The sequence below is a fragment of the Bradyrhizobium sp. Unk1 genome (genome assembly GCF_059512345.1).
Window position 1 is genome coordinate 1 of record NZ_JCAMOP010000041.1, and the last position, 24,503, is coordinate 24,503.

25 protein-coding genes and 5 pseudogenes are annotated in these 24,503 nt (G+C 59.3%); 14 read left to right on the forward strand and 16 right to left on the reverse strand.

Translation table 11 applies throughout. The features are described from left to right. Positions 1-195 (forward strand): annotated as a pseudogene (locus AC5ZFO_RS37080) (LabA-like NYN domain-containing protein); the annotation flags it as partial. A 265-nt stretch (positions 196-460) separates the two neighbouring features. On the opposite strand, the gene AC5ZFO_RS37085 reads toward AC5ZFO_RS37080, so the two are convergent. After that, positions 461-727, reverse strand: a complete 267-nt coding sequence (locus AC5ZFO_RS37085; RefSeq protein WP_282525799.1) for a glycosyltransferase family 2 protein — start codon at positions 725-727, stop codon at positions 461-463. A gap of 1,085 nt (positions 728-1,812) precedes the next feature. Beyond that, positions 1,813-2,286 carry a hypothetical protein gene (locus tag AC5ZFO_RS37090; protein ID WP_282525800.1) on the reverse strand — a complete coding sequence of 158 codons (474 nt, stop codon included), beginning with the start codon at positions 2,284-2,286 and terminating at the stop codon, positions 1,813-1,815. Positions 2,287-3,017: 731 nt separating this feature from the next. On the opposite strand from AC5ZFO_RS37090, the gene AC5ZFO_RS37095 reads away from it, so the two are divergent. Beyond that, a complete protein-coding gene (locus AC5ZFO_RS37095; protein ID WP_282525801.1) occupies positions 3,018-3,239 on the forward strand; it encodes a GntR family transcriptional regulator in 222 nt (73 codons plus the stop codon). A 1,375-nt stretch (positions 3,240-4,614) separates the two neighbouring features. Here the strand turns inward: AC5ZFO_RS37095 and AC5ZFO_RS37100 are convergent. Both AC5ZFO_RS37100 and AC5ZFO_RS37105 read right to left on the reverse strand, forming a co-directional pair. Beyond that, the gene (locus AC5ZFO_RS37100) at positions 4,615-4,848 is read right to left on the reverse strand and encodes a hypothetical protein (protein WP_282525802.1); all 234 of its coding nucleotides are present in this window, start codon (positions 4,846-4,848) and stop codon (positions 4,615-4,617) included. A gap of 686 nt (positions 4,849-5,534) precedes the next feature. Beyond that, entirely contained in the window at positions 5,535-5,963 is a 429-nt protein-coding gene (locus AC5ZFO_RS37105) for a septal ring lytic transglycosylase RlpA family protein (RefSeq protein ID WP_282525803.1), read from the reverse strand. A gap of 1,605 nt (positions 5,964-7,568) precedes the next feature. On the opposite strand from AC5ZFO_RS37105, the pseudogene ligD (AC5ZFO_RS37110) reads away from it, so the two are divergent. From ligD (AC5ZFO_RS37110) to AC5ZFO_RS37125, 4 genes and pseudogenes are all read left to right on the forward strand, one after another. Continuing rightward, positions 7,569-8,475 (forward strand): annotated as a pseudogene (gene ligD / locus AC5ZFO_RS37110) (non-homologous end-joining DNA ligase). A gap of 178 nt (positions 8,476-8,653) precedes the next feature. Beyond that, positions 8,654-9,112: a small heat shock protein HspD gene (gene hspD, locus AC5ZFO_RS37115; RefSeq protein ID WP_282525804.1), complete on the forward strand. Its 459-nt coding sequence runs from the start codon at positions 8,654-8,656 to the stop codon at positions 9,110-9,112. 72 nt (positions 9,113-9,184) lie between these two features. Further along, complete coding sequence (locus AC5ZFO_RS37120; RefSeq protein WP_282525805.1) at positions 9,185-9,508, forward strand: hypothetical protein; 324 nt, start codon at positions 9,185-9,187, stop codon at positions 9,506-9,508. Between the two features lie 13 nt (positions 9,509-9,521). Further along, positions 9,522-9,788 carry a hypothetical protein gene (locus AC5ZFO_RS37125; protein WP_306664767.1) on the forward strand — a complete coding sequence of 89 codons (267 nt, stop codon included), beginning with the start codon at positions 9,522-9,524 and terminating at the stop codon, positions 9,786-9,788. Positions 9,789-10,190: 402 nt separating this feature from the next. Here the strand turns inward: AC5ZFO_RS37125 and AC5ZFO_RS37130 are convergent, their stop codons facing one another. Beyond that, positions 10,191-10,379: a hypothetical protein gene (locus AC5ZFO_RS37130; RefSeq protein WP_282525806.1), complete on the reverse strand. Its 189-nt coding sequence runs from the start codon at positions 10,377-10,379 to the stop codon at positions 10,191-10,193. A gap of 239 nt (positions 10,380-10,618) precedes the next feature. On the opposite strand from AC5ZFO_RS37130, the gene AC5ZFO_RS37135 reads away from it, so the two are divergent. Both AC5ZFO_RS37135 and AC5ZFO_RS37140 read left to right on the forward strand, forming a co-directional pair. Beyond that, positions 10,619-10,771 (forward strand): hypothetical protein, encoded by a 153-nt coding sequence (locus AC5ZFO_RS37135; protein WP_282525807.1) that lies wholly within the window; start codon positions 10,619-10,621, stop codon positions 10,769-10,771. Positions 10,772-11,082: 311 nt separating this feature from the next. Next, complete coding sequence (locus AC5ZFO_RS37140; RefSeq protein ID WP_282525808.1) at positions 11,083-12,252, forward strand: sensor histidine kinase; 1,170 nt, start codon at positions 11,083-11,085, stop codon at positions 12,250-12,252. A gap of 88 nt (positions 12,253-12,340) precedes the next feature. Here the strand turns inward: AC5ZFO_RS37140 and AC5ZFO_RS37145 are convergent. Next, positions 12,341-12,445 (reverse strand): annotated as a pseudogene (locus AC5ZFO_RS37145) (IS110 family transposase); the annotation flags it as partial. Between the two features lie 472 nt (positions 12,446-12,917). Here AC5ZFO_RS37145 and AC5ZFO_RS37150 point away from each other — a divergent pair. Further along, the gene (locus AC5ZFO_RS37150) at positions 12,918-13,229 is read left to right on the forward strand and encodes a hypothetical protein (protein WP_282525809.1); all 312 of its coding nucleotides are present in this window, start codon (positions 12,918-12,920) and stop codon (positions 13,227-13,229) included. 668 nt (positions 13,230-13,897) lie between these two features. Here AC5ZFO_RS37150 and AC5ZFO_RS37155 read toward each other — a convergent pair. Together AC5ZFO_RS37155 and AC5ZFO_RS37160 are read right to left on the reverse strand one after the other, a co-directional pair. Beyond that, complete coding sequence (locus AC5ZFO_RS37155) at positions 13,898-14,116, reverse strand: hypothetical protein (protein WP_282525810.1); 219 nt, start codon at positions 14,114-14,116, stop codon at positions 13,898-13,900. A gap of 54 nt (positions 14,117-14,170) precedes the next feature. After that, positions 14,171-14,521 (reverse strand): hypothetical protein, encoded by a 351-nt coding sequence (locus AC5ZFO_RS37160; RefSeq protein ID WP_282525811.1) that lies wholly within the window; start codon positions 14,519-14,521, stop codon positions 14,171-14,173. 127 nt (positions 14,522-14,648) lie between these two features. Between AC5ZFO_RS37160 and AC5ZFO_RS37165 the strand changes: the two genes are divergently transcribed. Both AC5ZFO_RS37165 and AC5ZFO_RS37170 read left to right on the forward strand, forming a co-directional pair. Continuing rightward, on the forward strand, positions 14,649-14,870 hold the full coding sequence (locus AC5ZFO_RS37165) for a hypothetical protein (protein ID WP_282525812.1): 222 nt from the start codon (positions 14,649-14,651) through the stop codon (positions 14,868-14,870). Between the two features lie 20 nt (positions 14,871-14,890). Continuing rightward, positions 14,891-15,316 carry a hypothetical protein gene (locus tag AC5ZFO_RS37170; protein ID WP_282525813.1) on the forward strand — a complete coding sequence of 142 codons (426 nt, stop codon included), beginning with the start codon at positions 14,891-14,893 and terminating at the stop codon, positions 15,314-15,316. Between the two features lie 118 nt (positions 15,317-15,434). Here AC5ZFO_RS37170 and AC5ZFO_RS37175 read toward each other — a convergent pair whose 3' ends face one another. The 3 genes from AC5ZFO_RS37175 to AC5ZFO_RS37185 all read right to left on the reverse strand — a co-directional run bounded on the left by AC5ZFO_RS37175 (position 15,435) and on the right by AC5ZFO_RS37185 (position 16,927). Beyond that, a complete protein-coding gene (locus AC5ZFO_RS37175; protein WP_282525814.1) occupies positions 15,435-15,761 on the reverse strand; it encodes a hypothetical protein in 327 nt (108 codons plus the stop codon). A 221-nt stretch (positions 15,762-15,982) separates the two neighbouring features. Further along, positions 15,983-16,234, reverse strand: coding sequence for an ATP dependent DNA ligase (locus AC5ZFO_RS37180; RefSeq protein ID WP_368860693.1), 252 nt, complete (start codon positions 16,232-16,234; stop codon positions 15,983-15,985). Between the two features lie 456 nt (positions 16,235-16,690). Further along, on the reverse strand, positions 16,691-16,927 hold the full coding sequence (locus AC5ZFO_RS37185; protein ID WP_282525815.1) for an ATP-dependent DNA ligase: 237 nt from the start codon (positions 16,925-16,927) through the stop codon (positions 16,691-16,693). Positions 16,928-17,316: 389 nt separating this feature from the next. Between AC5ZFO_RS37185 and AC5ZFO_RS37190 the strand changes: the two are divergent. After that, a pseudogene (locus AC5ZFO_RS37190) lies at positions 17,317-19,103 on the forward strand (thiamine pyrophosphate-requiring protein). A 104-nt stretch (positions 19,104-19,207) separates the two neighbouring features. Here the strand turns inward: AC5ZFO_RS37190 and AC5ZFO_RS37195 are convergent. Beyond that, complete coding sequence (locus tag AC5ZFO_RS37195; RefSeq protein WP_282521230.1) at positions 19,208-19,402, reverse strand: hypothetical protein; 195 nt, start codon at positions 19,400-19,402, stop codon at positions 19,208-19,210. Between the two features lie 129 nt (positions 19,403-19,531). Here AC5ZFO_RS37195 and AC5ZFO_RS37200 point away from each other — a divergent pair, with 129 nt between their 5' ends. After that, positions 19,532-19,804, forward strand: coding sequence for a hypothetical protein (locus AC5ZFO_RS37200; protein ID WP_282521231.1), 273 nt, complete (start codon positions 19,532-19,534; stop codon positions 19,802-19,804). A gap of 1,435 nt (positions 19,805-21,239) precedes the next feature. Here the strand turns inward: AC5ZFO_RS37200 and AC5ZFO_RS37205 are convergent. The 4 genes and pseudogenes from AC5ZFO_RS37205 to AC5ZFO_RS37220 all read right to left on the reverse strand — a co-directional run bounded on the left by AC5ZFO_RS37205 (position 21,240) and on the right by AC5ZFO_RS37220 (position 23,247). After that, complete coding sequence (locus tag AC5ZFO_RS37205) at positions 21,240-21,404, reverse strand: hypothetical protein (protein ID WP_282521232.1); 165 nt, start codon at positions 21,402-21,404, stop codon at positions 21,240-21,242. Between the two features lie 78 nt (positions 21,405-21,482). Next, a pseudogene (gene ligD, locus AC5ZFO_RS37210) lies at positions 21,483-22,431 on the reverse strand (non-homologous end-joining DNA ligase). Further along, on the reverse strand, positions 22,431-23,003 hold the full coding sequence (locus AC5ZFO_RS37215; RefSeq protein WP_308776798.1) for an alpha-ketoglutarate-dependent dioxygenase AlkB: 573 nt from the start codon (positions 23,001-23,003) through the stop codon (positions 22,431-22,433). The pseudogene ligD (AC5ZFO_RS37210) and the gene AC5ZFO_RS37215 overlap by 1 nt, the downstream one beginning before the upstream one ends. A gap of 1 nt (position 23,004) precedes the next feature. Beyond that, on the reverse strand, positions 23,005-23,247 hold the full coding sequence (locus AC5ZFO_RS37220; protein ID WP_282521233.1) for a hypothetical protein: 243 nt from the start codon (positions 23,245-23,247) through the stop codon (positions 23,005-23,007). A gap of 452 nt (positions 23,248-23,699) precedes the next feature. On the opposite strand from AC5ZFO_RS37220, the gene AC5ZFO_RS37225 reads away from it, so the two are divergent. Beyond that, entirely contained in the window at positions 23,700-24,230 is a 531-nt protein-coding gene (locus AC5ZFO_RS37225) for a cysteine hydrolase family protein (RefSeq protein WP_496123408.1), read from the forward strand. Positions 24,231-24,503: the final 273 nt, after the last annotated feature.

Genomic DNA, 24,503 nt, shown 5'->3' on the forward strand with positions numbered 1-24,503 from the left:
ACCATCGCAAGCCAGCCGCCGATGATCGCCGACGAGTTGCGCCGCCAGGCCGACGTCTTCACCGACCTCGTCGAGCTACAATCCAAGCTCGGCCGCGACCCGTCCGAACGCCCGGCCCCGCGTGACCGCGACGAGGGACGCGGTCATCCGCCAAAGTTTTTACAAGAGCCTAGGGGGAATGACCCTCGCGACTGAGCCCTCCGATGACGGGGCCCAGGAATCGTACCTCAAGAGACTTTGGCCGAGGAGGCCCACAAGCCCCTTCCCGAGAAGGAACTAAACAAGGCCGAAGCCTCCGAACTCATCGATAAGTTAGTGAGTGGCGCCGCAGCGTCCGCTTCGGGGTCAAGAGCTGACGGTCGGCGAGTTGCGCTACGAGATCAGCTTAGGGCCACATGCGGCATGGCTATAGTCACGAAGTGGCCGCCAAACTAGGGGGCTTTATTGCCTTCGGGTGATCTTACGCAAGTCTCGCGAAAGACGTAAGCGCCCCTGGCGCGAGCCAGTCGTCGTCATGCAACAATTTGATCCAGGGACCGCGACACGCAAGCATCGCATTGTTCGTGTTCTCGACCTGACCACGGCCTCTGCGGGTCTCGACGACTCGGATGCGCGGTTCTGTGCTGACATATTCGGACAAGAGGCGACAACTCTCGCCCACTAGCCCTTCGTCGTCGCTGATCACCATTTCCCAATCGGCGAAGTCCTGCTGCAGCACGCTTTCCATCGCGCGTTGCAGCCCAAAAGGGCGCGTTGAAAGGTTGGGATCGCAACCGAAATGAATGGCCGTCGTTCCGAACCTTTGGAGCTGTCGTCTAAGTCGGCCTGCAACGGGTGCATTGGTAGTCTCTCATTCATCGAAGCGGCTGTAGAAGTCGCACCCGCGCCGGCGGCGCAGGCCGGTTCGCAGACACGATGAGCGTCTGGAAAAGAGCAAGCCGGGTTGGCGAAATGCTGAGCAGTGAAGCTAGGGCGGTCATCGTCCGTTCGCATGAACACCATGGCTTACTCAACCGAAGCGCCGCGCCAAAATCATCGTTCCCCTCCCCGGCTCAGCGAAGTCGCCCCCGCCGACGACATACGCACGATTGCGTTGAACCAGGTGGCCTAAAAGATGCCGCGCGCGATGCGGCGGACGCCCTAAAGAAGTAAGCAGTTGGACAACTAAGAGCTGGCCGCCCGGCTTCGGGCGGCTTTTCTTTATGAGATTCGGTCACATGGTTAGAAACGCCAGCCGAGGTTTTTTGTGCGGCCGCCCTCTCCTGTTAAGAGCCGCTCCTGCAGAAACCCAGGCCGGTGGAGATATAAATCGCTGAGGGTGATCGCTTAAGCTAATGAATCTAAATCAGCATGCACCAACGTCAACTGAGGACCAAAAATCGCATTCGGGCTCGTGCGAAACTTCTGGTAGCTGATTGCATTTGGTATTAGGTTAAGTTTGAAGAGGGTTTGTCCCAGGCGTGCCTTCAGCAGGTCCAGCAACAACAGCTTGCTCGCTCTAGTTAAATGCCGGCTTGTTGTTCACAGGCGGGGCTGTCCGAGTGGCTATCGGATCTCTCTCCGCTCTTGGCGCTACCCAATTGTATCTGGCGAAAAAGGATGCATTGGCGGGGTCTTCACCCTACCTATCTCCCTTGTCGAGGATGGGCGACAACCACAGGCGCATGCGGTTGCTTGAACGTTGAAAGACACGAGGGAGGAGGTTCGGCCAAAGCTCCCTCATGCATCAACCGGGCGCGGTCCGGACGGGTTGTAATCTGCTCCGCTGCAGCGGCGGCACGTCCGGGTGCGAACATGTCAGCTGCACTTTCTTCAGTGCAAGTCACGGGCTTCATCATTCGAAGAATTCATGGTGTGCTGAGCCGTCTTGTATGATGTTGCGATCGTAAGAAGGTGCACCGCCGCAGTCCCCAACCGCTGCATCTCCGAATCAGCAGAGTACGCTCCCGCCGCTCGGCGATATGCAAGGGCTACTGTCGCATAAGCGTCGGTGATGAATACTGTCGAAGCTTCCTCCCCGCCCTTTACGCGCTGATCACGTCGTTTAACGACGTTAAGTGCTGCCTCTGCAGTGGTTTCAGCAATGGTCGCATCCGCTGCATTGGAATCAGCGATTCCCGGGTGACATGCGGCAGAGGCTCCCTCGACCGCTTCATAGAATCGATCTTTTCCCGTCTCATCCGCCGCCAGGTAATTCCTTAAGAAGCGTCGCGCACGCGCTTCAATGTATCGCCTATCCCTGCGGATCTTCTTCCGTCGGGGGTCAACCTTAATCCAGTCGAACATGCAGGTCTCCCGGATAAGCTCCATGCGAGACGGGGCTGGAGAACGACCCGATTAACCCCGTACTCACGCCAACCGGGTCCTAAAAGATGTTCTATTTGACTTTCCGCCAGGAAAACTTCCTTCATGAAAGTCAGAACATCAAAAAACACTCGTCGCGCTCCGCCTGGACCAACCAATGTAATCGGTAAGATCATTTTTCGTTCCGTATCTCGGATCCACGGTCGAGGAGAGCGTGGCTTCCGGCGAACCGGGTTCGCCCGTAAACGTTCGCGCAAATAAACAAGCCGACTATTTGGAGAGCGGCTCGGAAAGTGCACCAGCAATGTTAATTGAGGAAGGCTTCGACGATCGAGCGTTCCGGCAACGGTTGGAGCGATTTTTTGCTTGGCGTCAATGCGCCCTACTGTGATGTGCTGGATCTGACCGCTTGTGCGGCTCTATCGGGGACCGCCGCTCGGAAGATTGAGCGAAAGTCCTGAACGGCCCGCCTGCAAACGCGATTACCCTTGGCGCTGCCAACTCCGCTGTCCAGCAGCAGGACAGCTCAGGCGTCAAGGGCCTTCCCGGAAACAAGAGCGGTCCGCCTGACAAGAAATAAGCCTTCATTGCTGACAAGGTCGTAAGCGTCGAAGTCGGCGATCGCCGACACGAATGCACAGCGATCGGCCGGCCTTTGACACCTGCATTCGCCATAAGCGCTCTCCTCTGTCGGGATTCGGACTTTTATTCGAATGACCGCCCTGTCAGCCCCCGAAACGTCCTCCTCCACACGGTTCGAGTCCGTTCTCGATGCCGTTCGCGCTCCAATCCTCGCCGGCGAATTCGAACCCGGCGAACGCCTGCACGAAGTCAAGCTGACGACGCTGCTGGGCGTCTCGCGGACGCCGGTGCGCGCAGCGCTTCAGGAGCTCGCATCGGAAGGGCTGCTCGATTACACCCCAAACCGCGGCTAATCCAGGCGGGCATTGTCACGGTAGGCGCTCTCAACGCCGGTCTAATGGTCTGGCTGATCCTTACGCTCTAAGCTGTGGTCATAAATACGCAGTTTCAGAATGCTTATTGTCCTAAGGGGAGCCTTTACCCAACTCGCGCCGGGGACGATACATGCGAGGCGAGCAGAGCCTTCATTGTAACGAATGTGGGCTTCCAACTGGGTGACCTATTGGTGCTTTGAGGGCGCTCCGAGCAGGCTAGTGGGGCGGCCGGGTCAGGCCCGCGCCAGCTGAAGTCCGGTCTAACGCCCCTATTCGACTCCCGGCTCGTGCTGTTGGGCCTCCATGGCGAAAGCCAACAGCCCGAGCACGCCACCTGCGATCGGCAGCGCGACAGAAACCCGCTGGGAGCTTTGCCCATGCGTTCGAACACCCCCACCCCGCGGTCAGACGACCTCCCTGGCGAAATAAGGCGTCGGCGGCCGTTTTCTGGCGATCTGTCGGGCAAGCTCGCAGCGACGTCTAGCGAGATCCGCAAGTTTCGCGTCAAGGAGCTGCGCGCGGCCGCTGATCGGCTTACTCGCCGTGCGGAGGCGCTCCGCGTGGAGGCAAAGCGATTACTCAAAATAGCCCGGCGCGAGGAAGCGAAGCTGGCGCGCGCCCCCCGGAAAAATCCGCGGAGCGCGGCGGCGCGCCGGCCTAAGGCTTTGCTGACTAGCGGATAATTTGTCTGCGCCCCGATTGTTTCAGTAAAAACACCCCGTACCGAAAATGGGATTCCGTAAAATGCCGGCTCAGCAAAGCTCCAGATTGCAGGTAACTACTATCAGCGAGGCTTGGTTTCGCCTCCCAATTGTTAACTTTGGAATTAGGCAACATGGGCCAGCGCCGACGCAGCACGTGCGTCGCGGACAAGAAAGGGCCGCTGCTTTGTGTACAGCGGCCCTCACTTTCGGGTTTCAAAATTTTCGAAATGAAATCTGCCAGCTTCCCCGGTTTTGCCGAGTTTTCCCGACTACGTCAGTTTCGTCAATAACATTTGTAAGGCATACCGGTGGGAGCGGCCTTGGATAGGCGAGCCTGACTGGGACGCACCAAGGCTGCACCATGCGCCTATACCGAAGTTTCCCGGTGGCAGGTCGGTAGTTGTTTCAGGAAGAGGAACCAAAAGGGGCCAAAATTTTTGAGTCATCGCTTGCTCACCGGCAGAGCTGGCGGAGCGGCCCCTGCCTACCTCATTGACTCCCCTGTCAACCGGGGCCGTCTCTCCGCACTTGCTCCCACGTCCTGAGAACGATGAAGGATTCCCGACCTCGACGACGATGTGAGGTGGCTTTCGCGTCATTCCGGAGGCGCCAGACTGTCAGATGAGAGCCGGCGCAAGCATGCCGGCACCCTACCTTCGCTCGTTCCGCGCAAGGGACGCCAGCCTATCGAGTTGCCCGGCCAAACCGACATAGGTTCGGGCAATGTTTTTCAGAGCGGCGGCGCGGTCCTTGGAGATGCCGCTGGCGGAAGAAAGTCTCTTGTAGTGGTCAGAAAGTCTCTTGTAGTGATCAGCATGTTCGCGGCAATCAGCAATGTTGCGGTCGAGGCGATCGGCCGGCACGATCGAGGGCAAGGAATGCATACGCTACTCCCATATGTTTTGCGCACCGCGTCCGACCGCTATGGTGCGCATGATCTTCGGCAATTCAGCCTGCGCCTCGCTACCCGCGTGGAAATCGCAGGCCGTTCGCCGCCCAGCTAACAATCTCATTCAACGTCCGCCGGCCAACGCCCACGAGCATAAAGAGGTCGCGCTGCGTCAGCGCCTGGACGTTCTCCCGCGTGGCCGTGCGGCCCGCCAAGGCGCGGCGCAAGGCAGTCTGTGCTCGGGGGCTCAATCCAGCAATCGACACGTCCTGCCGGGATGCATCCATCGCTAATCCCGGCGGAAAATCTGGCCCCGCCCGGCCGCGAGCGCGAGCTCAGTCCATTCGTGCGCAAGCTTCAACCAGCCTTCTCGATCGACCTAATCGAGGCTCCGAGTCGCCGCCTCGCGGCAGGCCGTCGCCTCCTTGAAAAATTGCTGAGCTGAGGCCTCCATCTTAGCGTAGTGTGACAACTTCCCGGATAGCTTAGTCTTCATCGTTGCCTCGGCGCATAACCATGCAACACGAACGGATTGAAAACCCGTGGAATTGCCACTTGTTCCCGCACCAATTGCGCCACAAGATTTTCATTTTCGTCGGACTGAACTTGCGCCGTTACTTCATTTTGAGGAATCTCCTGCGCGGAGAAGCCTCCCGCATTGCAAAGGACAGCGATCGGCGCTCAGTGGACGCTGACCCTGGCCGTGCCGCCCATGCCGAGCGCCTCGGCGCCGGCGCGGCCGAGATCGACGCAGCGGCCGCGGACGAACGGCCCGCGATCGGTCACCACGGCCCGGATCGCGCGGCCGTTGGCGAGATTGGTGATCGTCACCTCGCGGCCGAACGGCAGCGTCTTGTGCGCGATCGTGAAAGGATCCCGCCCGTAAGTGTTGAACTTGGCGCCGGATGCCGTGCGGCGGCCGTGGTAGCCGTCGCCGCAGCCGTATTGGGAGGCCTCGCAGATCTCGGCCGCGGCCGCTGGCCAGCTCGTCGCTCGGTTAGCGTTGGTGCGCCATTCCCAGGGGTATTGCGCTGAGTATTCGGAAGTGGATGAAGAGGGACCACCTTCTAGAACGCCGCCGTCTTGAGAAGATTTGCTCAGCGAAGCCACATTCGCGACAATGGATCTGGAGCAGGCCGGGTTGCTCAAAGTCGCAAAGGACTGCCGGCGGGCTGGAGGTGCGCCAGCTTCGCTCTTACTTTCGCCTCTGATGCGCGTAAGCATCTTGTCGTAGCCCAAGGGACCACTTTGGATCATTTCGCAACCGTCAGCCCGCTCATCTGGGGACTAATTCTCGCCGGCCTCGCGCTGTTCGTTGCGCTATATCTTCCTTGGTGAGATGATCGCAAATCCATCCTCTCCCAAATAGCCCGCCGGCTGGTGGACTGTCCCATTAGCCTCAAATTAGAACGCTGCCGGGCTCGAAATACACGTCCCGGCAGCGTTTTATTCTCAAACTGAGCACTGAAATCCCAGTTGGTTTTGGTTTGCAATGGCTGTGCCACAGATTTGTGACACGAGACAGCAAAACGGCCTCAAGCAGTTTCCGGGGCTGGCTCGGACGCTGAGGCCGTTCGGCGCAGCCCTCAAACAGGCGCGCGTTGCACATTTTCCCCAATCGCGGCCAGATTCGCAAGGAATACTTGGACCAACTGTACAATAATAGGCTCTTCAGTGACCGCGTGCCGTGTGGAAAAGCATGTCCAGCCGACGCCGGTTTACTCTGGCGTGGTCCGACTCCAAAGCCTGGGGAACAAAAGGAGGGCTTCAAACTTTTGCGTTGGTACGATTTTGCGTTGGTACGATAGAGACGACGCATGAACGACAAGCGAGAGACACCGCAGCGAGATCGGTTTCTTCACTGCCCAGCGTGCGCCACCCCACTTCAACTTGCCCATCAGTTCCTCGATCCCAAGCAGGGAAAGACAGTCGGCCTTTTCAAATGTGAAAAGTGCGGCGAGCGCATCTGGGATGAGTAAGGCCGCCTCACCTGGCGGCCTTAGCCGAACACCGAGCCCGCGCGGTAACGCCAACCGTCGACCCTAGCGGGCTCGCTTGGCGGTTTTCTTAGCTTTCTTCTCGACTCGCACGCCCTTGAATTTCTTTGCGGCCTTCTTGCCCTTCGCGGGCTTCTTGACACCCATGAACTCGCCTTGTCGCGCTTGGTGAAAGCGGACGCTCCGCTCAACGTTGTCTTTGTCTGCGAACGCTTCTTGACCGCACCCTTGCGCGCATTGTCGCCAGTGGGCTTATTGACCGCCATGTTACCTCCCTGAGGCCACTAAACCGGACCCGTCTTGCTTCTTAGCTTGAGGAACGAATCGACCTTCGTCAAAATATCCCGGTTCCGTTGCGTGAGTTGCTTATGCGTCAGTTACGACGGCTTTTTTCGATTGCCCGAACGGCGACGAGACTGTCTACCTGGTCGCAGATAACTCCGGCCGCAATGGCAGCACCTGGTGCGAAGCAGACTTGGAGAGGGCGGTGGAAACCGTCATCCAGGATCTGCTTGCCGGAGAATATCGCCAGCCGATCCGGGTTGTTGCCTTCAACCCAGCAGAGCGGTGGTCGGAAGATGTTTCCGGGGCCATCGCCCGCGAGATCCAGCGTCGTTGCAATCTACCAACTGAGGGACGTGCCGTCGTACCTGCAGGAGTTTGTGGATCGCTACTCACCACAAGATCTGCAGCAATTCAGTCTGCGCCTGGTGTAACGATGGCCTTCCAACGGAAAAAGCCGGAAGCGCCGGGCGTCAAGGCACCCTTTCCCGGCTTCATTGAGCCCGCGCTGCGTCCTCGATCGACCGCGTGCCGGCGGGCGATCGATGGATCCATGAAATCAAGTTCGACGGCTATCGTGTCCAGGTACATCTCGCCAACGAAGCGGTGCAGGTTTTCACCCGCCGCTGTCACGACTGGACCCGCCGCTTCAAGAAGGTCGCCGACAACGCCTGGCACATCAAGGCGAGCTCGGCCATCATCGACGGCGAGGTCGTGGTGCCGGCCGCCGATGGCAGCACCGATTTCTCCGTCTTGCAGAACGAGCTGAAGGGCGCCTCGACTAAGATCGTACTCGTCGCCTTCGACCTGCTTTATCTCAACGGCAGGGACATCCGGAAGGTGCCGCTATTCGAGCGCAAGGCCGGACTGAAGAAGATCATCACTGGCAGCGACGTGCAGTTCAGCGAGAGCTTCGAGATCGACGGCCGCGAGATGTTCACGCATGCCTGCAAGGTCGGGCTCGAAGGCGTCGTCTCGAAGGTTCGGGACAGCGTGTACCCGGTGGGCCGCAGCAATAATTGGGTGAAACCCAAAGTGAGACCCTGACGATTGCTGGCTTCGCGCTCGATGATGGCGAAAGGGACGGCATGTGTCTCGCGCGGCGCAAGGGCGACGACCTGCTCTATGCCGGCAAGGTCGACCACGGCTTCGACAAGACATCGGCGGCCGAGCTGCGGCGCCTCGAGCCGCTGGTCCGGAAGACACAGCCCTATGCCAAGAGGATTGCGCACAAAGGCATCTGGGTCGAACCGAAGCTGCTTGCTGAGATCGAGTACCGAGCGAAGTCGGCCGAGGGCAAGGTGCGGCATCCCTTCTTCAAGGGGTTGCGCGACGACCTGTAACGGCTGCCCGAAGCGGCGAAATTTTTTCAGCCCCCTCTTGAAACCAAAATCGGCTTTGCTCATTTTTTTGTCGCCATCTGACGATGGCATCCGGGCGCCTGACGGGCCCGGCCAAGAGACGGGCACCGGTTGTGTCCGGTGCCGCTCGTAGACATCTTGCTCCTAGGAGGATTTGGCTATGCGCACCTACGATTTTGCCCCCCTCTGGCGCTCGACCATTGGTTTCGACCGCCTTTTCGACCTCGCTGAAGTGGCTCAGCGGGCCAGCGAGGACAACTATCCGCCCTACAACATCGAACGGCTGGCGGATGATCGCTATCAGATCTCGCTCGCGGTGGCGGGTTTCTCGCCCGACGACATCGTCATCACCGCCGAGCAGAACGTGGTGACGGTCGAAGGCAGCAAATCCGACAAGACTGAGCGTGATTTCCTCTATCGCGGTATCTCGACCCGCGGTTTCAAGCGGCAGTTCAACCTCGCAGAGTATGTCCAGGTGAAAGGCGCCGCGTTCGACAACGGCTTGCTGACCATCGAACTCGTTCGCGAGATCCCGGAAGCCATGAAGCCCCGCCGGATTGCGATCGGCGATGTCTCGGCCGGCAACATGCGTAAGCTGGAAGCCAAAGCTGCCGCATAGCGCTGGCGCCCTTGGAGCCGTGGCGACTAATCGTGCGGCTCCCATCCTTTCGTCGATGAAAAGGAGACGACCATGCGGCCGACGACCGCTCACGACAATGTCTTCGACTTCAACGCTCTTCTTCATCCCGGCACGGTGTTTGAAGCACCGAGAGACGTGCTGGATCATCCGGCCCTGACGTTGGCCGAGAAGCGCGCAATCCTGGCATCATGGGCGTCCGACGCGTCCACGATCGCTTCTTGCCCGTCAATGCGGGCCCCTGCCGGCTTCAAGAAGCCGGTGTCGATCGACGAGATCTTGGACGCGTTGCGCGCCTTGGACGGTGGCCCCCGAACGCCCCCCGGCGGAAAGCCTTACCGTCTCCGTTCGACCGAACGTGCGGCTGCGGCGGCGTAGTTTCGGAGGCCAGATGATGATGGACGAGAACTTGGCACGCCTTCGTGCCCATCACAACAACATCAGCCGCTACCGCCGGCTCCTGCGTACCAAGCTTCTGCCTTTGGAACGCCATTTCATCGAACGGCGCCTTTTCGAGGAGGAGGCTGCTCTGCAAAGCCTTTCCGCTTCGACCTTCCCGATCGCCCTCAAGGAGCAGCTCGGTCGACCACTGCAAACGGGAGGTTTGCTGCTCGTGCCGCAGTATGAGTTCACGCTAACTAAAGAGGCCGCCAACTGAGGGGCCCTACTTCACGTCCATCGGGTTTGCGGGCGCTTCTTGACGCGCCAGTACCCGACCAACGCGCGCCACTCGAATGCGATGACTATGACGCCCATCAGAGCGGAACCGAGCCCTGCCATTATCAAAATCATTTGGAGCATCGAACCACCCGCGTGACATGTCGATGTTCCAAAGTATCAAAATGAACAAATGTTCCGAAGTCTCATCTGGGCGGCTGCAGGCCCGGCGAGCGCACCCGGTCGCTCAGATGTGCGCCCGTCTCGGCAATCCTATTCCTCCCCTGCGGGCAACTATTGGCTCGCTCTTTGAGCTTGGCTAGTTTGTTTCACTCTACGGCGCTCCGGCACAGCGCCCTCCTTGGGTCGTTAGCGACAACTCGGTACGGCGCCAGCCGCAGCCTTAGCGCTCGTACAGCCTCTGCCTTTGAGCCTTGCGCGCCATCTCCATCCATTCTTCTCCAAGCTCCAGCCACGCCTCCTTGTCGACCTCTTGCGTCGTCTTTTCAGCCTCATCCAGGCAATTTTTCGCTTGAAGAAGGTACTTTACAAAATCAGCGTGGCTCATCGAATACAATGCGGTGGCGAACATAAGGTGTCGAATGGGGAGCCGCAGGCGCTGCCCTAAGACAGCGCCTGCGGCGTGTGCTGCGACGTTCCGCACGATCGGCGCGGCAGGCCCTATTGGCTAGCACAAAGGAACCAGAAGGGCGGGCGAATATTTGAGTCGCCGCTGGCTTGCTGCCAGAGCTGGCGGAGGGGCCCCTCCTAACCCCCTTGACCCCCCTGGAGCCGGGGCCTCTCTCCGCCCTTGTGGTATCGGAGTAGCGTATGCGTTCCTCGCCCTCGATCGTGCCGGCCGACCGCCTCGATCGCGACATCTCGAAGACTTCGGCGCGCGCCGGTTGCGCCTGGCGCGAGACGGATGAGGCGGACACGACCTCGAGACCGTGCTGCAATCTCCTGTCCGCCCGGTACGCTTAAACGAGCATGCTCACAGGGAAGAGCAGGATCGCTGGTCGGCTTGAGAAGTGGGCGACCTTCCGATCGGAGACCGCCGACGTCGAGCGAAATCGTGCGAGGTCGCCTTTGCCCTGAGCGGTCTTCTGCTGGCCGGCCCCAGGATTGGGGCCTCACACAACGGTCGCGTAGCGACACTCGCATCGGGTCACCGGCTCTCAACGGGCTTGGATCATTCGCTACCCGATCTGCGGAGAGGCTTGCCCCGCTAGGTCGCATGCTCGACGGAATTAAGGAGCTTAGGCACCATACGGCAAGCAAGAAGTTAAAGGCTAATGGAAGACCGCTCGATTGAAGCGACTAAAGGCGACGCCCTGGATAAACTCCGGCGCCACATCCGCATTTTGGTCGATATTGGTCGTCTTTCGATGGACGACGCCGATATCGAGCGCTTTTTGGACCAAGCTGTGCTCCAAATTGCCCGAGCCGTGGAAATCCACCACGTAAAGGTTCTTCAATATCGTGCAGACTCGTCCGACCTACTGTTGCTTGCGGGTGTCGGCTGGAAGGAGGGTGTCGTCCGCACCGCCGCGCTCTCGGCTGACCTTCGGTCGCCACCTGGCCGCGCATTCCAAACGGCCGAGCCTGTCAGCATCAGAAATTTCGCCGAGCAGGGGGAGTTTGTTCGCTCCGAGCTTTTGGCGGAGCATGGCATTGTCGCCGTCAGCAATGTTCCGGTGCTGATTGGCGGCGCGGCCTGGGGCGTGTTGGAAGTGGATAGCACCACACCGAGAGACTTCTCGCAGGATACGACCGAGTTTCTGACAGCCGCCGCCGCGCTGATAGGAGCAGCGCTGCGCCACGACGCGCGGCCGGATGAACATGCGCGCCTTATGGCTGCGATTGCCGCAGCTCAAAAGGGGCAGATTCTGCTTCGGGAAATGCAACATCGGGTCAAGAACAACTTTCAGCTCGTTCTATCGTCGATCTCCATTCAAAAGCGCCGCTATCTTGATCTAGAATCTCACCGCGCTTTGGACCACGTGGCGAGCCGCATCAACGCCATCTCGTTGGCACATGATCAGCTTGCTCCTCGTCAAGAAGGCCAGATTGTCAGACTCTCCCATTACATCCGGGCTTTGTGCAGCGCAATCCGCAATCAAGTTGAGGAAATCGAAGTCGATGTCGAGTGCGACGAACTCGAATTGACCATGGACCGGGCCTTGCCGGTTGGCCTGATCCTGAACGAGACCGCGATGAACAGCATCAAGCATGCGTTCGGCGCAAAGGGCGGCAGGATCAAAGTGAACTTGGTAGGAGGCGTCGGGTTTGGCGAGGCCCGTTTGACAGTGTCCGACAACGGACGCGGCATTCAAAACCCTAACGAAAGTGGGTCGGGCCTTAAGTTGATTGCCTCTCTTGCGAGACAAATTGGCGGCACCGTCGATCAGAAAAGCGGCGACGCGGGCACAACAACAAGGCTCACATTTCCTCTGATCACATGATAAAAGGGGGACTGCTGAAGGAAGCCGGCTACACGGCGCCCGTTCTAGAGCGTCGTCTCTTTTGCAACTACCCTGAGCTGAAAGCCCATGGCGGGATCAGCCGAACTTCATGGCCAAGCTGCGCGAGCTGCCGGGCCCAGTAGCGGGGTCCGCCACATGCCTCCAGAGCTACCGTGCAACTCGGCTGGTCGCGCGATGCGACTTCCGAGGTCACCGACGCACTGGCCCAGCGAGCAGCCGATACCGACGCTGATGTCCCTTCTGCACAGCAAGACTTCATCGCTACCAACGCCACAAGGCGCTTCGACTACCGCTGCATTTGTGCGGAGTCGCCTGATGCCCAACAAGGGAAATCCCGGGTTGGTGCAACGACCACGACATGCGTCAACTGAGACGATCTCGGCTGGGTTTACGAGAACCATCCGGCCCCAGGGGCGCTGTCGCACCCTGCCCGGCCCGCAACGCTGCTGGCGAAGGTGAATGCCGCGCATGCCGGAAGGTTTTCGGGTGGAGTCGACAAGGACGACTGGCGGCACTGCGGTGCCTCTATCGCACCGATGTGTTGAACCGTCTGAAGTACCTTTAGAGAACGGCATCGCGGAGCTAGGAAACGTCGGACAGCTCGTGCGTTTTAAAAGGATGGGGGGACGCAGTGGAGAAGAAGCATGCGAATCGCAACTCTCGCGATGATTTTAGTTGCCGGAAGCGCGATTGCCTTCCAAGCAACGGCGCAACAGGCCGCACCTAGCGAGCAGACCAACGAGGAGATTCACCGTGATGTAGACAAAGGGCTCAAGACTAGCGAGCCGAATGAGCAGATGCAGCGTGATGCAGACAAAGGAGTAAAGACACGCAACTCTGGAGAGTCCGGATATGTGGCGGATCAAGACAAGCCGGGTACTTCGACCCATCCTCCGGGCCGACCGGGAGGTGAGCGGACCACGGGTTCGAGTAGCCAGACCGGCGCTCCGAAATAGGGCCGTTAGCAACACGCTACGTCGATGGCGAGCTGGTCACCCCCGGGTCCGCGCGACGTTTAGGTGACGATCCCAGGGCTTTAACTTTGGGCTCTAACTTTGCCGCAAACTCGACGAAAGAGTTCCTGTTGCTCGCTTCTGACCGGCGTCATGACTTTGGACAGGGCTGCCTCACAAGCGGCCCTTTCTTCTGCGGGCTTCACACCACATCTGCGGCGTATGCGTACCCCGTTCGACCGCGAACCAGTTGCCTTTCGCCTCTTGCGGCGCGACCGGTGCGCTTCTCAACTGGTCCCCGGTTCACTTTCGTTGCCTTCGAAACCGTCTTGTGGTCTACCCCGATTTCCGCCGCGGGTCGTACGCCGCGCAAGCCGACGCCCTCGATATTGAAGCACAGGCAAAGAGGCGGTTGGCTGATGAATACGGCGCGGCGCAGGCGCGTGCAGAATATTGGTCCAAGGGCAGCACAGCACTCATCTTGATAGCGGCAAGATGAGGGCCACAGTCGCCGACGTCAGGCTTTCCCACGAGGCTTCGATATTTCGGTGTCACCATGGATACGGTATTCGCGATCGAAGAACGCCCTGACAGCGCGCGCGAGTAGCGTCTGCCCATCAGCACCAGCTGTTTGCATCGACATATTAGCGGGAGTATGGGCCCTCGGATCTTTAGGTGGCTGGGCTTACAAGTGCATACCCATGCTTGATCGCAGCTTGGAACACTCGCTTCAGGTCTGCATCGCGCAAAACTTCATCTGCTGGGCTGAAGTCGCGTACGGGCCGCCAATCGAGACCCTTCGTTGCTTCGGGTAGAGTTGTTGCATCGAAGGCGTAGGCGGTGCGCCCCGGTCGTTCGCCATATGCACCCTGCTCGATGAACTTCTGCAATCGGTTCATATCCACCCCACTACTCCGCGCATCCCTAATAGGGGGAATTCAAGCTCAAAAGTTCCATTGAGACAACTGGCGACTTGGATCAAGGCGCCGAACTGCCGCTGGCATCGCCGTGAGTGCGTCCAGTTCGGCGCCCTTGTCCAGCGACGTCCCGGCGACGCGGTCTAGATCGGAGCCCAGCGCTTTCGCGCCGGTCGCGTCGCGTTGGATCGTCCTTTCTGGCTTGCCAGTCTTGGCTGCCGTGTCGGCGGTGAAGCGGGCGACGTCGTCGCCACCTTGGCGACGATTGCGACCACCCGCCTTCGTCGGCTTCGTCTCCGGATGCACCGCTTCATAAGCCGCCTTCCGCTTCGCGATAAGCTTCGCGCGCTGGGCCGGCGTCAGATCGCGGCGGATCAAGTCTTGATTTTGAGCGTCGCCAGACGAACTGACAGTTACCCGAAAGGCACGCCGAATTTAGGAACACTTTTTAGCGCCGCGAGGTTTCTTACCTCATCAGAGACTAGGCATTGCGGAGTTCTCTTCCATGGCTACCCAAATCGTGATGAACGGCAGAGGCGACAGCAGACATTTTTTTGAGCAGAAAGACCCCAAGCGGCTGGCCGAAGCTGAGCGACGCTTCAAGAAGCTGACCGGTCAGGGATTTACCGCTGCCGCTCGCACGGTGGGGGGCGACCTCAAGGTTGTGCGGATATTTGATCCGATTGCGGATGAAACGTTGTTCTATCCGCGCCTCGTCGGCGGTTAGACGACTTCGCGGCACGGCAAATGTTTCTGTTCAGACGCAGCGGCGCGAGCAGCACCCGGGCGAGCTTGCACGCCTTGCGCGCACTCTATCGAAGCTTCGTCGAAGAAAATGGGCCGGAAGCGCGTTCGCGTCGTCTTCTCCGGGATTGGTTGTCGCCAGATCAGCGCGCACAGTTCGACGCCGAAGGCTGTTTCGAAGTCACTGGCTCTCACACTGGCCGCCGATATCGCGTTCATTATGGCACCGTCAGTAATGTTGTGCGACTTGATGAAGCCGGACAGCCCGAGACCGGCTGGTGCTTCATTCCCCAAGGCGCTTTAGCGGCCGGCGATGTGATGCTCGCCCAGAAAATCGCGCTCGAAACCGACGAAATGGCCGCCCTCGCGCTTGCCAACAGGTTCTCTCCGAAGGTCCCGCGGCCTAGAGTGGTGCGCAGGGCCTACTGATGGTAGCTCATGCGGGAGCCCTCGCCGCGAGGCGCCAGGACGCAAAACAAGGACGACCTCGCGACTGCATTGAGCATCGACGCCGCCAGTGAGCGCAAGGGAGACACGATCGTTAGTGTTACTTTGATGGCTTAGTGACGGCTGACCCCTTCGCAGGTAGCGACGTGATCGCCTGAACCTTCTTTATGGTCTCCGCAAACTCGGATCGGAGATACTGTTCATGTTCCCGGTCTTCGGGCTCCGAGAGGAACGCGACCTTCACCAGGAAGCGGTTCAATAGCGATGCTATCAAAAGGTTGTCCGAGTGTTGCGATCGCAGGGCTGTGAGCTGCCGACGCATCTCGATCAGATCAAGCGTTCCGTCGTACGTCTGCTGCTTCAAATGAATGACCTGCAGTAAAACGAAGCCGTCGCGTCGAATATGATGGCGCGACGGCTTCGCCACTTGGGGACCCGGACTAAGGGCAATGTCCGGTTTAGGTAGGCTAGCGCTCCGTAGCTGCGATGCAATCGAAGACGCGGATTAAGCTTGATGTCGTCGCGCGGCGTTAATTCCGGAACTAAGCCGCGATTCTTGGCATCCTACTTGCTCAGGCACGACCGGCTTCAACTTCGCCAAGCTCCCCTGACTTTTCAAGGAAGCCCCAAGCGATGTTGAACGAGTCCTCAATAGTGCTGCCTATATATATGACGAGAAAACGTGGTCCGGCGGTCGCTGTTCCTATTTGCGAGTGAGGCCTTTGAAAGAGCTGGCCGTAACAGCCCTTCTGATGTGATGTCCCGGTACTCCACCTCCGCATAGAACTTCGGCTCGACCCATGTGGCCTTGGGCTTCTTGACAGGCTTAGTGAGTTTCGTTTCGGGCTGACTACAGTGTCGAGCGCCTTGCGGATCTCTGCAGATTTGGTTCGGCTCCAACCTGTCCCAACCTTTCCCATGTACAGCAGATCCTTCCCGTCCTGCTTGCCGAGGTAGAGCACGGCCACGCCGGTAGGATCTTGATGAAACCGACAGCGGGGAATTTGTCGCGCTGGACCGTCTTCACCTTCCACCAAGCTTCGGTCCGCTCCGATCGATACGGTGCGTCAACACGTTTTGAAACGATACCTTCGAAGTTCAGCCGGGCGGCCGTCTTGAAGAGTTCGTGCCCATCACCCTCGGCATGCTCGCTGTATAGCGCGGGATGTTCGATGCAGGTCTCGAACAGCTCCCTCAACAGCTCCTTGCGGGGCGAGCTGAGACGCCTTCCGAAGGTCTTGTCCATCGAGCCAGAGGAGATCGAAGGCGTAGTATTGCAACCGATCCTGCCGGCCTCCATCTAACTCTGCTTGCAATTCGGAGAAATTGGTGCGGCCGTCATGGACTACCACGACCTCACCGTCGATGGAACGGAAGGTCGAAGGCGCCAGCAATGGTCGAGAAGCGCTTGACCCAGTCGTGACCGTTGCGGGTGAAGGCTTTGCGGGTGTCGCCGTCGATGTGGAGCTGGATGCGGTAGCCGTCATACTTGATCTCGTGAATCCAGTCCTGGCCCGCCGGGGCTTTCATCTTGAGCGTGGCGAGCTGAGGCTTGATGAAGCCCGGCATCGCCGGTCTGGTACGCCTTGCCACTCTACGCAACTCACAAAAAGCGCGCCGCCGGTGTAGGGGGCCAGCGGCGGGCAGTCTACCCACCTTACTCAACGAGTCTCTAACTTCAGAAAAGGAGACGTGTTCCGGCCGTGAATATACCCAAACGCTCAGATACAACCGCGAACGCGTTTCCAGGTTGTGTTTTTGAGAACGGGCCCCGAACGTCCCGCGAACAGGATACGATAAAAGAGATCAGCCTCAGGGGACATCACTCGTGGTTCGGTTCGGCCCGATGCTGTGCGGCTTGTTGAGGAAGAACTCCGATTGCCGGGGGCCGATTCCGGTACTGTTTGATCGCTCAATGTGCCCGCAGGAACTATAAGTGGCAGCCATGGTTCTCCGGGTGGCGCAACGTAATGGCTGCCCAGATGTCCCAGACCGTCTCCGACTTCATCGTCCAACGTCTGCATCAATGGGGCGTCCGCCATATCTTCGGTTACCTCGGTGACGGCATTAACGGCGTGTTCGGCGCCCTGAACCGGGCAGAGGCCAAGATCGATTTCGTGCAGGCCAGGCACGAGGAGATGGCAGCGTTCATGGCCAGCGCCTACGCAAAGTTTTCCGGGGAGCTTGGCGTCTGTATCGCGACATCGGGGCCCGGTGCCTCGCATTTGATCACCGGACTCTATGATGCGCTGCTCGACCACCAGCCGGTGCTGGCGATCGTCGGCCAACAGGCGCGCAGTGCGCTCGGAGGGAGCTATCAGTAAGAACTCGATCTCGTCTCGATGTTCAAGGATGTCGCGGGCGCGTATGTGGCGCAGGCCTCTTCACCCGCTCAAGTGCGGCACCTGATCGACCGCGCGGTGCGCATCGCGCTCGCACGCCGGGCGCCGACCGCGATCATCCTGCCCAGCGATCTCCAGGAAGAGCCTTACGAAGGACCGCCCCGCGCGCACGGGACCCTGCATTTCGGTGTCGGCTATAGCGCCCCACGCGTGATACCGCGCAAGGCCGAACTCGATCATGCGGCGGCGGTGCTCAACGCCGGCAAGAAGGTCGCGATGCTGATCGGCGCCGGCGCGCTGCACGCCACCGACGAGGTGATCGCGGTCGCCAACCGCCTCTCCGCTGGCTGCGCCAAGGCGCTGCTCGGCAAGGCGGCCCTGCCGGACGATCTTACATGGGTGACGGGCTCGATCGGCCTGCTCGGCACCGAGCCAAGCTACAACATGATGATGGAATGCGACACGCTGCTGATGGTCGGCTCCGGATTCCCCTACGCAGAATTCCTCCCGAAAGAGAGAGCCGCGCGCGGCGTACAGATAGATATCGATGCCGGTATGACGTCGATCCGCTTCCCCATGGAAGTCAGCCTCGTCGGCGACGCCGCCGAGACACTGCGCGCATTGCTGCCGCGGCTAGCGCCCAAAACCGACGCCGCCTGGCGCAAGGGCATCGAAAATGATGTCGCCAAATGGTGGAAGACGCTCGACGGCCGCGCGCGTCAGCCCGCCGCGCCGATCAATCCGCAGCTCGTCGCCTGGGAACTGTCGCCGCGTCTGCCGGAACGCGCCATCATCACCAGCGATTCCGGCTCCTGTGCTAACTGGTTTGCGCGAGACCTCAAGATCCGGCGGGGCATGACGGCTTCGCTCTCCGGGGGCCTCGCTTCGATGGGCGCCGCGGTCCCTTACGCACTCGCGGCGAAATATGCCCATCCGGACCGGCCTGTGATCGCGCTGGTCGGCGACGGCGCCATGCAAATGAACAACATGGCCGAGCTGATCACCGTCGCGAAATACTGGCGATCCTGGCGCGATCCGCGCTTCGTCGTCTGTGTTTTTAATAACGAAGACCTCAACCAGGTTACTTGGGAACAGCGGATCATCAATGGCGACCCAAACTTCGAGGCCTCGCAGCGTATTCCCGACGTACCCTATTCGCGCTTTGCCGAGATGATCCGCCTGACCGGCATCTATGTCGATAGCCCGCAATTGCTCGGCTCGGCCTGGGAGCAGGCGCTGGCGAGCGAGATGCCCGTGGTACTGGACGTGAAGACTGATCCTGAGGTGCCGCCGCTGCCGCCGCACATCACCTTGCAGCAGGCGAAGAATTTCTCACTGGCCTTAGTGAAAGGCGCCCCCAACGAGACCGGGTGATTAAGGGAGCGGCAAGGCAGGTCCTGGAATCCATACTACCCGGAAAGGAGTGAAGAGCGATTTAGTGACATCCAGGACGGCGTCGACGTGAACCAATAGATAGCACTCCTCTTCTTCCACGATCACCTACCCGCCGCAAATCGCCGGAGGTTATCCATCACATCCCGCGGTGCGCTGGCGTGCCCTTGATGGGCATCCCGGAGATGTAGGACCGGCCTTCCGGGCATTCCTCCTGCACAAGCCGATCCCGCTCAGTACACAAGCCCTCGACCTTAACCTGCATCCGCTGAAGAAGGGTTTCAGCCGAGGCAGTCGAGATGCCGGCGTGCTGGCGGCCGATTTGCATACGCATGCGCTCTAATTCGGAGTGGAAGCTGAGGCCAGGCGCGGGCATCGCCCACGAGAACAAAATAAGAACTCAGCAATAGGAACATGATTTCCGCGCTCTCGTTGGCGCCTAGGAAGCCAACAGGAGTTTTCGATGAAGAAGATCATTATCGCTACCGCCGCCCTCGGTCTAATGTGCGGCTACGCCTTCGCTCAGACTTCCGGTCCCGCTCCGAAATCCGGCAACATGCAAAAACCCGGCGTGCACAACACGGAGAAGGGTTCGATGACCAAGGGCACCACCGGCATGAGCAAGGACGGCATGGCCAAAGGCGGAATGGTGAAACCCGACGCGTCCGGCCAAGGAGGCTCCGGTCCCGGCAGCGACCAGGGCGGCACGAAAGTGGCGCCCGGTAACATGAATTAAGCTAAGGCTCCTATCTGGTCCACTTCTCGACCGCGCCGCTAAGGCGGCGTGGCGATCTCACGTCACGCCGTCATAAGCGCTTGCCCGTTGCTAGGTTCGTTTTCTGCGTCGACCAAATTGAGTGCGATAACGGACCCTTCCCGCTTCAAAGCCGCCACTCTGCTCCGAGTTGACCCACGGGTTCTCATTATGCGGGTTTTGGGGCAACACATCGTCACGCGCGCGCCTCGCGCCATCCATCCGTGAAGCCTCAAGGCCATCCTTCCAGGAATCGCCGTCGCCGCCACTTCCACATCGGCGATCGCCGCCGATGGAATATTGTCACGCAACGATCGACGGCGCACGGTCCGGACTGTGTATCCGGCGACATCTCGAGTTGTCTCGCCGCAGCAAAGGATTTGTACGGAGTCGCGCCGGCACCTGTCAGCGAACACCTAAATTGTAAGGGTCTGGCGCAATTGGCTAACTGCACGCAGCGCCGGCGCGACAACTTATCCTACCGCGCCGGCTCCGGCGAAGCTTTAAGGGACGCTTCTACCCAGTTTCGAACTCGCTCTACCGCTACTGGATGGGCGTACGTCCAGCTATGAACAATTCCCCCAAGCCCGCTGCCTTCGGTCCAGTCGATATGCGTTAGCGAATGCCCGCCGAACGGAAGGGGTTCAACAGCCAACTCGACTAGAAACCCCGTCGATAGCCCGGTCCAACCAAAGGACCAGGAAGCGATGGCTTGTGTGACGTAAACACCGACCGACGCCCCTAAAAATAGAAAAACAACACACGGAAGCACGAACATTACAAAACGAAACCCAAACCAGAAAAGGAAATCAGAGACGTTGTGCACGTCAAAGACGCCTGCAAGAAAGACACAGATACCAACTATTGGAAAGAAAGATCAACGCCGTCTGAATCAATAAAGAGAGAAGAATTGAGGCTAAGCAAGTGAACAGTCCCACGAGAATACCACTCTTGCTTGAGAGGGGTCGGACAGCCTAAGAGCTTAGATACCTTTACGCCGAGCCACGCGATAAACTGGACCGCGGACAATGCAGCCGCCGCCTCATCGCCTGAGCAGCGCAGGAATAGATAGTTCCCGCTGGGCATGTCGGCCGTTTGCTGGTTTATGGTCTCTTCGACCATCGCGCTTCGCCAATCGGATTTGCTGAGTCTTCTACCCGCCAGAAACTCCGTAACGATTATCGCAACGCCGACCGTAAGGCCTAAGCGTGGATATTCGAAGTAGGCGAACGTCACCTGGCAAAGCGTAGCGAAATTTAACGCAACAAAAAGCGTTAAGAGGTAAGAGCCATCGCATTTGCTGTTGGACGAATTGCAACGAAGGGGGTCGATAGGAATGCGCATCCCTCCACGATGGCGGCTTCTCGATGGTTCTTGAGGAAGTAAGCAATTGCACTTCCGCCATGACTGTGGCCGATCAGGAAAATCTTCTCATCTGATTGGCCGAGCAAGCAGCGAGCACGGCGTCAGAAATATGCAGCGCGGCAACTTCGCGCGCCGCTGTCCAGGGGTCTGCTGCTTGTTGGGATTCTGCTCGTCTGCCATGTGAACGTTCTTTCACTTCGTGGATGATGACAATCATGCGCGAAGGTGCTCGTTCCTATTCATTGGGCTTAACGAGACCAGGGTGCTCGGCGGTCAGCCGGGCTGACATGCCGCGTCATCCGCGTGGCTTTTCGCGTTCCATGACGACGTTTTTTGCCTGCTTGTCTTTTCTCAGGGCGAGATAAACGGGGTGCCGCATCTCGCCGGAGCTCGTCCACTCAGTGAATTTCACCTCGGCGACGAGTTGCGGCTTCACCCAGGTGGTGACCGCTTCGTCCTTCACCTTTTTGCCGAAAAAAGATTTGGCGGCTTTGAGCTTGATGAGCTTTTCGTGGAGCTCTCCGAGCGTTTCGCGGCTGAAGCCGGCCCCGACATGGCCGATAGAACGCCAGCCATTCCCTTCTCGCAGCGCAAGTGTTAGCGCTCCGAAAAACGGTCTCGTCCTCCGCGGTGCCGTAAAACCTGCGATCACCACTTCCTGGCGTTTCGAGGTTTTGATCTTCAGCCAGTCGTCGGTTCGCGCGCCTGACAGGTACTTGCTGTCGGCGCGTTTTGCCATGATGCCTTCAAGACCTTTGCGCTCGGCCTCCTCAGAAAATTTCACGCCGAAGGTCTTTCGGTCGCGGCTGAACCCGATGAGCTTGTGTTTCGGCAGGATAGCCTTAAGGCGTTTTTTACGCTCCGTGAGGGGTAGGCCACGAAGGTCTTCGCCATCCTGAAACATCAGGTCGAAGGCGACGTATTGCAGTTTTGCTTCATGGCGAAGCGCGTTCTGAAGCAGCTGGAAATGCGACACGCTGTCCTTGCCGATCGCTACGAGTTCTCCATCTATGATGGCATCGCCTTTGATACCTTCCGAGCGCCTGGGCGACTTCGATATAGCTGTGGCTGATGATCTTGCCGTTGCGGCTGTAGAGAGTGACCTTGCCACCGTCGATTCTAGCGACCATGCGGAATCCGTCATACTTATCCTCGAATATCCAGCACTTATCGTCGAACGGCGCGTCGGTCAGCGTCGCGAGCATGGGCTGGAGGCGCTTCGGCAATGTAGATACGCGCGCCACTAGTATTCACCTTCTTCGAGCACGTTACGAAACGTGACCGAGTAGCGCAGGCTTTCGATGCCGGGAATGCTGTGCTGCCATTCGGTGCGCGACGGACCGCGGAGAAGGTAGACGGAGCGCGGCTCGGCAACGAGGGTGTTCCTCTCGAACGACTTAACCGTTCGCCTGCGAAGCCTGAAGATACAGGAAGACAGCAGCGAAATGCTGGCAACATCGCCAAAAACGGAGCGATCCTTATGCCAGCCGATCCCGGTGCCGGGCGCGTACTCGGTCACGAGAACCTGCTGGAAGCAGCCGGGCGCAATGCCGGCGAATGCCTCGGCACGGGCCCGAACCGGGGTCAGAAATTCAGGCATGTCCTCAGTTCTGGTGAGACCACCGCCATTGAAATCGTAGCGCCAGCCAAAAGAAACGGTACGGCGCTTCCCGGTGAAGCCGCGGAATTCAAATTCCCTGAATGGAAGCGTCTCGATATCAGTCAGAAGCGCACGCTCTTCATCAGCAGAGAGAAACTCCGGCTGATACTTCATACCTTCTGGAAGGAGACCGGCTCCGAAGAGATCGAGTGTCACGTTACTTACGGGCACTCGATTTTTTCCACGCCTTGGAGTTGACGGGCTTGGGGTCGCCCCGGTCACCCTGTCCCGCTTTCACTTTTTTCTTCGCTGTTATGCGGCGATCCTGAGAAAGCGACCGGCTCACATCATCGCTTTCCTTGATACTGCCTTGCGCATCACGGCGAACATATCGCTTGTCGCCTCGAGGCGCGATCAGCTCACGCTTCGCTGCCGCCCGCCATTTCGTAATTCGCTTCATGTGATCTGCCCGCTTTTGGTCTGGTGGTATCCCAACTTTCCGCAAAGGCGCACGGTTCCGTTTCGGGCGCGTCCTCCTGCTGCGCAGCCGACCGGGCTCTAGCGCGTTCCTTAGCAGTCCGGCGCCCGGGTCTTCGTCCGGCCAAACGGTCACGATCCCCCGCGCGTCCACGGGGATGCCGCCGCTTTAGCCGTCAAGGGCAAGCCCGCGCGAGCGCGGGTGCATCGCCGTACCCTTGACTGCCTTCCCTGCTCATTGCCGCGTGGCTAGCCTGGTTGCTGGCCGCAACCTTCTAGGTAGGAACCAAGACCGGGCCGCTCCGTTTGAGCTCACTTTCGAGGACGCCGCCGATGTCAAAGAACGATGAGCTCCGCTACGGGGCACCCGGAGAAAATGCGATTCATATCTGCGTCGACATGCAGAGGATGTTCGCGGAAAGCACGGAGTGGAAAATGCCGTGGCTGCCGCGCGTCCTGCCCAATGTCGTTTCGGTCACCGCTGCCCATCCCGAGCGCACCCCCGGTTCGTTCCGGCCCAGAAGCCCGGCCAGGGTGCCGGCCATGTGGCGGCGCTATTATGAGCGCTGGGGATCGATGACCATCGACGAGCTTGGCCCGGAGATGATCGGTCTGGTCCAGGATCTCGCGCAGTTCGTTCCGCCCGCACGCATCTTCGACAAGCACGTTTACTCGCCCTGGACAGGGAGCGATTTCCACGAGCAGCTTCGCGCGGCTCATGTCGATACGATCATCATCACCGGCGGCGAGACCGATGTCTGCGTGCTGGCGACCGTGCTCGGCGCCGTCGACTGGGGTTACCGCGTCATTCTTGTCACCGACGCCCTGTGCAGCTCGGCTGACGAAACGCACGACTCCATGATGAATATCTACTTGAACCGCTTCGGGCAGCAGGTGGAGTGCGTCACGACCGAAACGCTTCTCGGCAGCTGGGCCGGCAGCGCCAGGTCAAGGCTTGTATCATGAGTAAATCTTACCTCATGCAGATTCTCCTGCCCAAAAAGCGAGGAGACGGAGAGCCGGTTTCGCAACGCTGGTTTGAGGAATTCCGGCCGAGGCCGCTAAGCGACTTGGCGTGGCGGTCTCAAGGCCCGCTAAGGGCCGGTCCGCACTTCCATCTGAGCCAATTTGCCAATACATGGTCCCGGCGAAGCCCATGTCGAGTCTGCCAGTGCGAGCCATCGTCGAGTTCGAGGATGCGGCTCTCGGAATGCGCCTGACCTTCATGTTTTCTGTGGT

Coding starts and splice junctions, on each gene's coding strand:
- AC5ZFO_RS37085 (WP_282525799.1), bottom strand. CDS start 727: ATGGAAAGCGTGCTGCAGCAGGACTTCGCCGATTGGGAAATGGTGATC.
- AC5ZFO_RS37170 (WP_282525813.1), top strand. CDS start 14,891: ATGTTTCTGTTCAGACGCAGCGGCGCGAGCAGCACCCGGGCGAGCTTG.
- AC5ZFO_RS37220 (WP_282521233.1), bottom strand. CDS start 23,247: ATGAAGCGAATTACGAAATGGCGGGCGGCAGCGAAGCGTGAGCTGATC.
- AC5ZFO_RS37125 (WP_306664767.1), top strand. CDS start 9,522: ATGATGATGGACGAGAACTTGGCACGCCTTCGTGCCCATCACAACAAC.
- AC5ZFO_RS37135 (WP_282525807.1), top strand. CDS start 10,619: ATGCGTTCCTCGCCCTCGATCGTGCCGGCCGACCGCCTCGATCGCGAC.
- AC5ZFO_RS37200 (WP_282521231.1), top strand. CDS start 19,532: ATGAAGAAGATCATTATCGCTACCGCCGCCCTCGGTCTAATGTGCGGC.
- AC5ZFO_RS37150 (WP_282525809.1), top strand. CDS start 12,918: ATGCGAATCGCAACTCTCGCGATGATTTTAGTTGCCGGAAGCGCGATT.
- hspD (WP_282525804.1), top strand. CDS start 8,654: ATGCGCACCTACGATTTTGCCCCCCTCTGGCGCTCGACCATTGGTTTC.
- AC5ZFO_RS37100 (WP_282525802.1), bottom strand. CDS start 4,848: ATGCATTCCTTGCCCTCGATCGTGCCGGCCGATCGCCTCGACCGCAAC.
- AC5ZFO_RS37140 (WP_282525808.1), top strand. CDS start 11,083: ATGGAAGACCGCTCGATTGAAGCGACTAAAGGCGACGCCCTGGATAAA.
- AC5ZFO_RS37090 (WP_282525800.1), bottom strand. CDS start 2,286: ATGTTCGACTGGATTAAGGTTGACCCCCGACGGAAGAAGATCCGCAGG.
- AC5ZFO_RS37165 (WP_282525812.1), top strand. CDS start 14,649: ATGGCTACCCAAATCGTGATGAACGGCAGAGGCGACAGCAGACATTTT.
- AC5ZFO_RS37205 (WP_282521232.1), bottom strand. CDS start 21,404: ATGATTGTCATCATCCACGAAGTGAAAGAACGTTCACATGGCAGACGA.
- AC5ZFO_RS37120 (WP_282525805.1), top strand. CDS start 9,185: ATGCGGCCGACGACCGCTCACGACAATGTCTTCGACTTCAACGCTCTT.
- AC5ZFO_RS37130 (WP_282525806.1), bottom strand. CDS start 10,379: ATGTTCGCCACCGCATTGTATTCGATGAGCCACGCTGATTTTGTAAAG.
- AC5ZFO_RS37225 (WP_496123408.1), top strand. CDS start 23,700: ATGCCGTGGCTGCCGCGCGTCCTGCCCAATGTCGTTTCGGTCACCGCT.
- AC5ZFO_RS37095 (WP_282525801.1), top strand. CDS start 3,018: ATGACCGCCCTGTCAGCCCCCGAAACGTCCTCCTCCACACGGTTCGAG.
- AC5ZFO_RS37195 (WP_282521230.1), bottom strand. CDS start 19,402: ATGCGTATGCAAATCGGCCGCCAGCACGCCGGCATCTCGACTGCCTCG.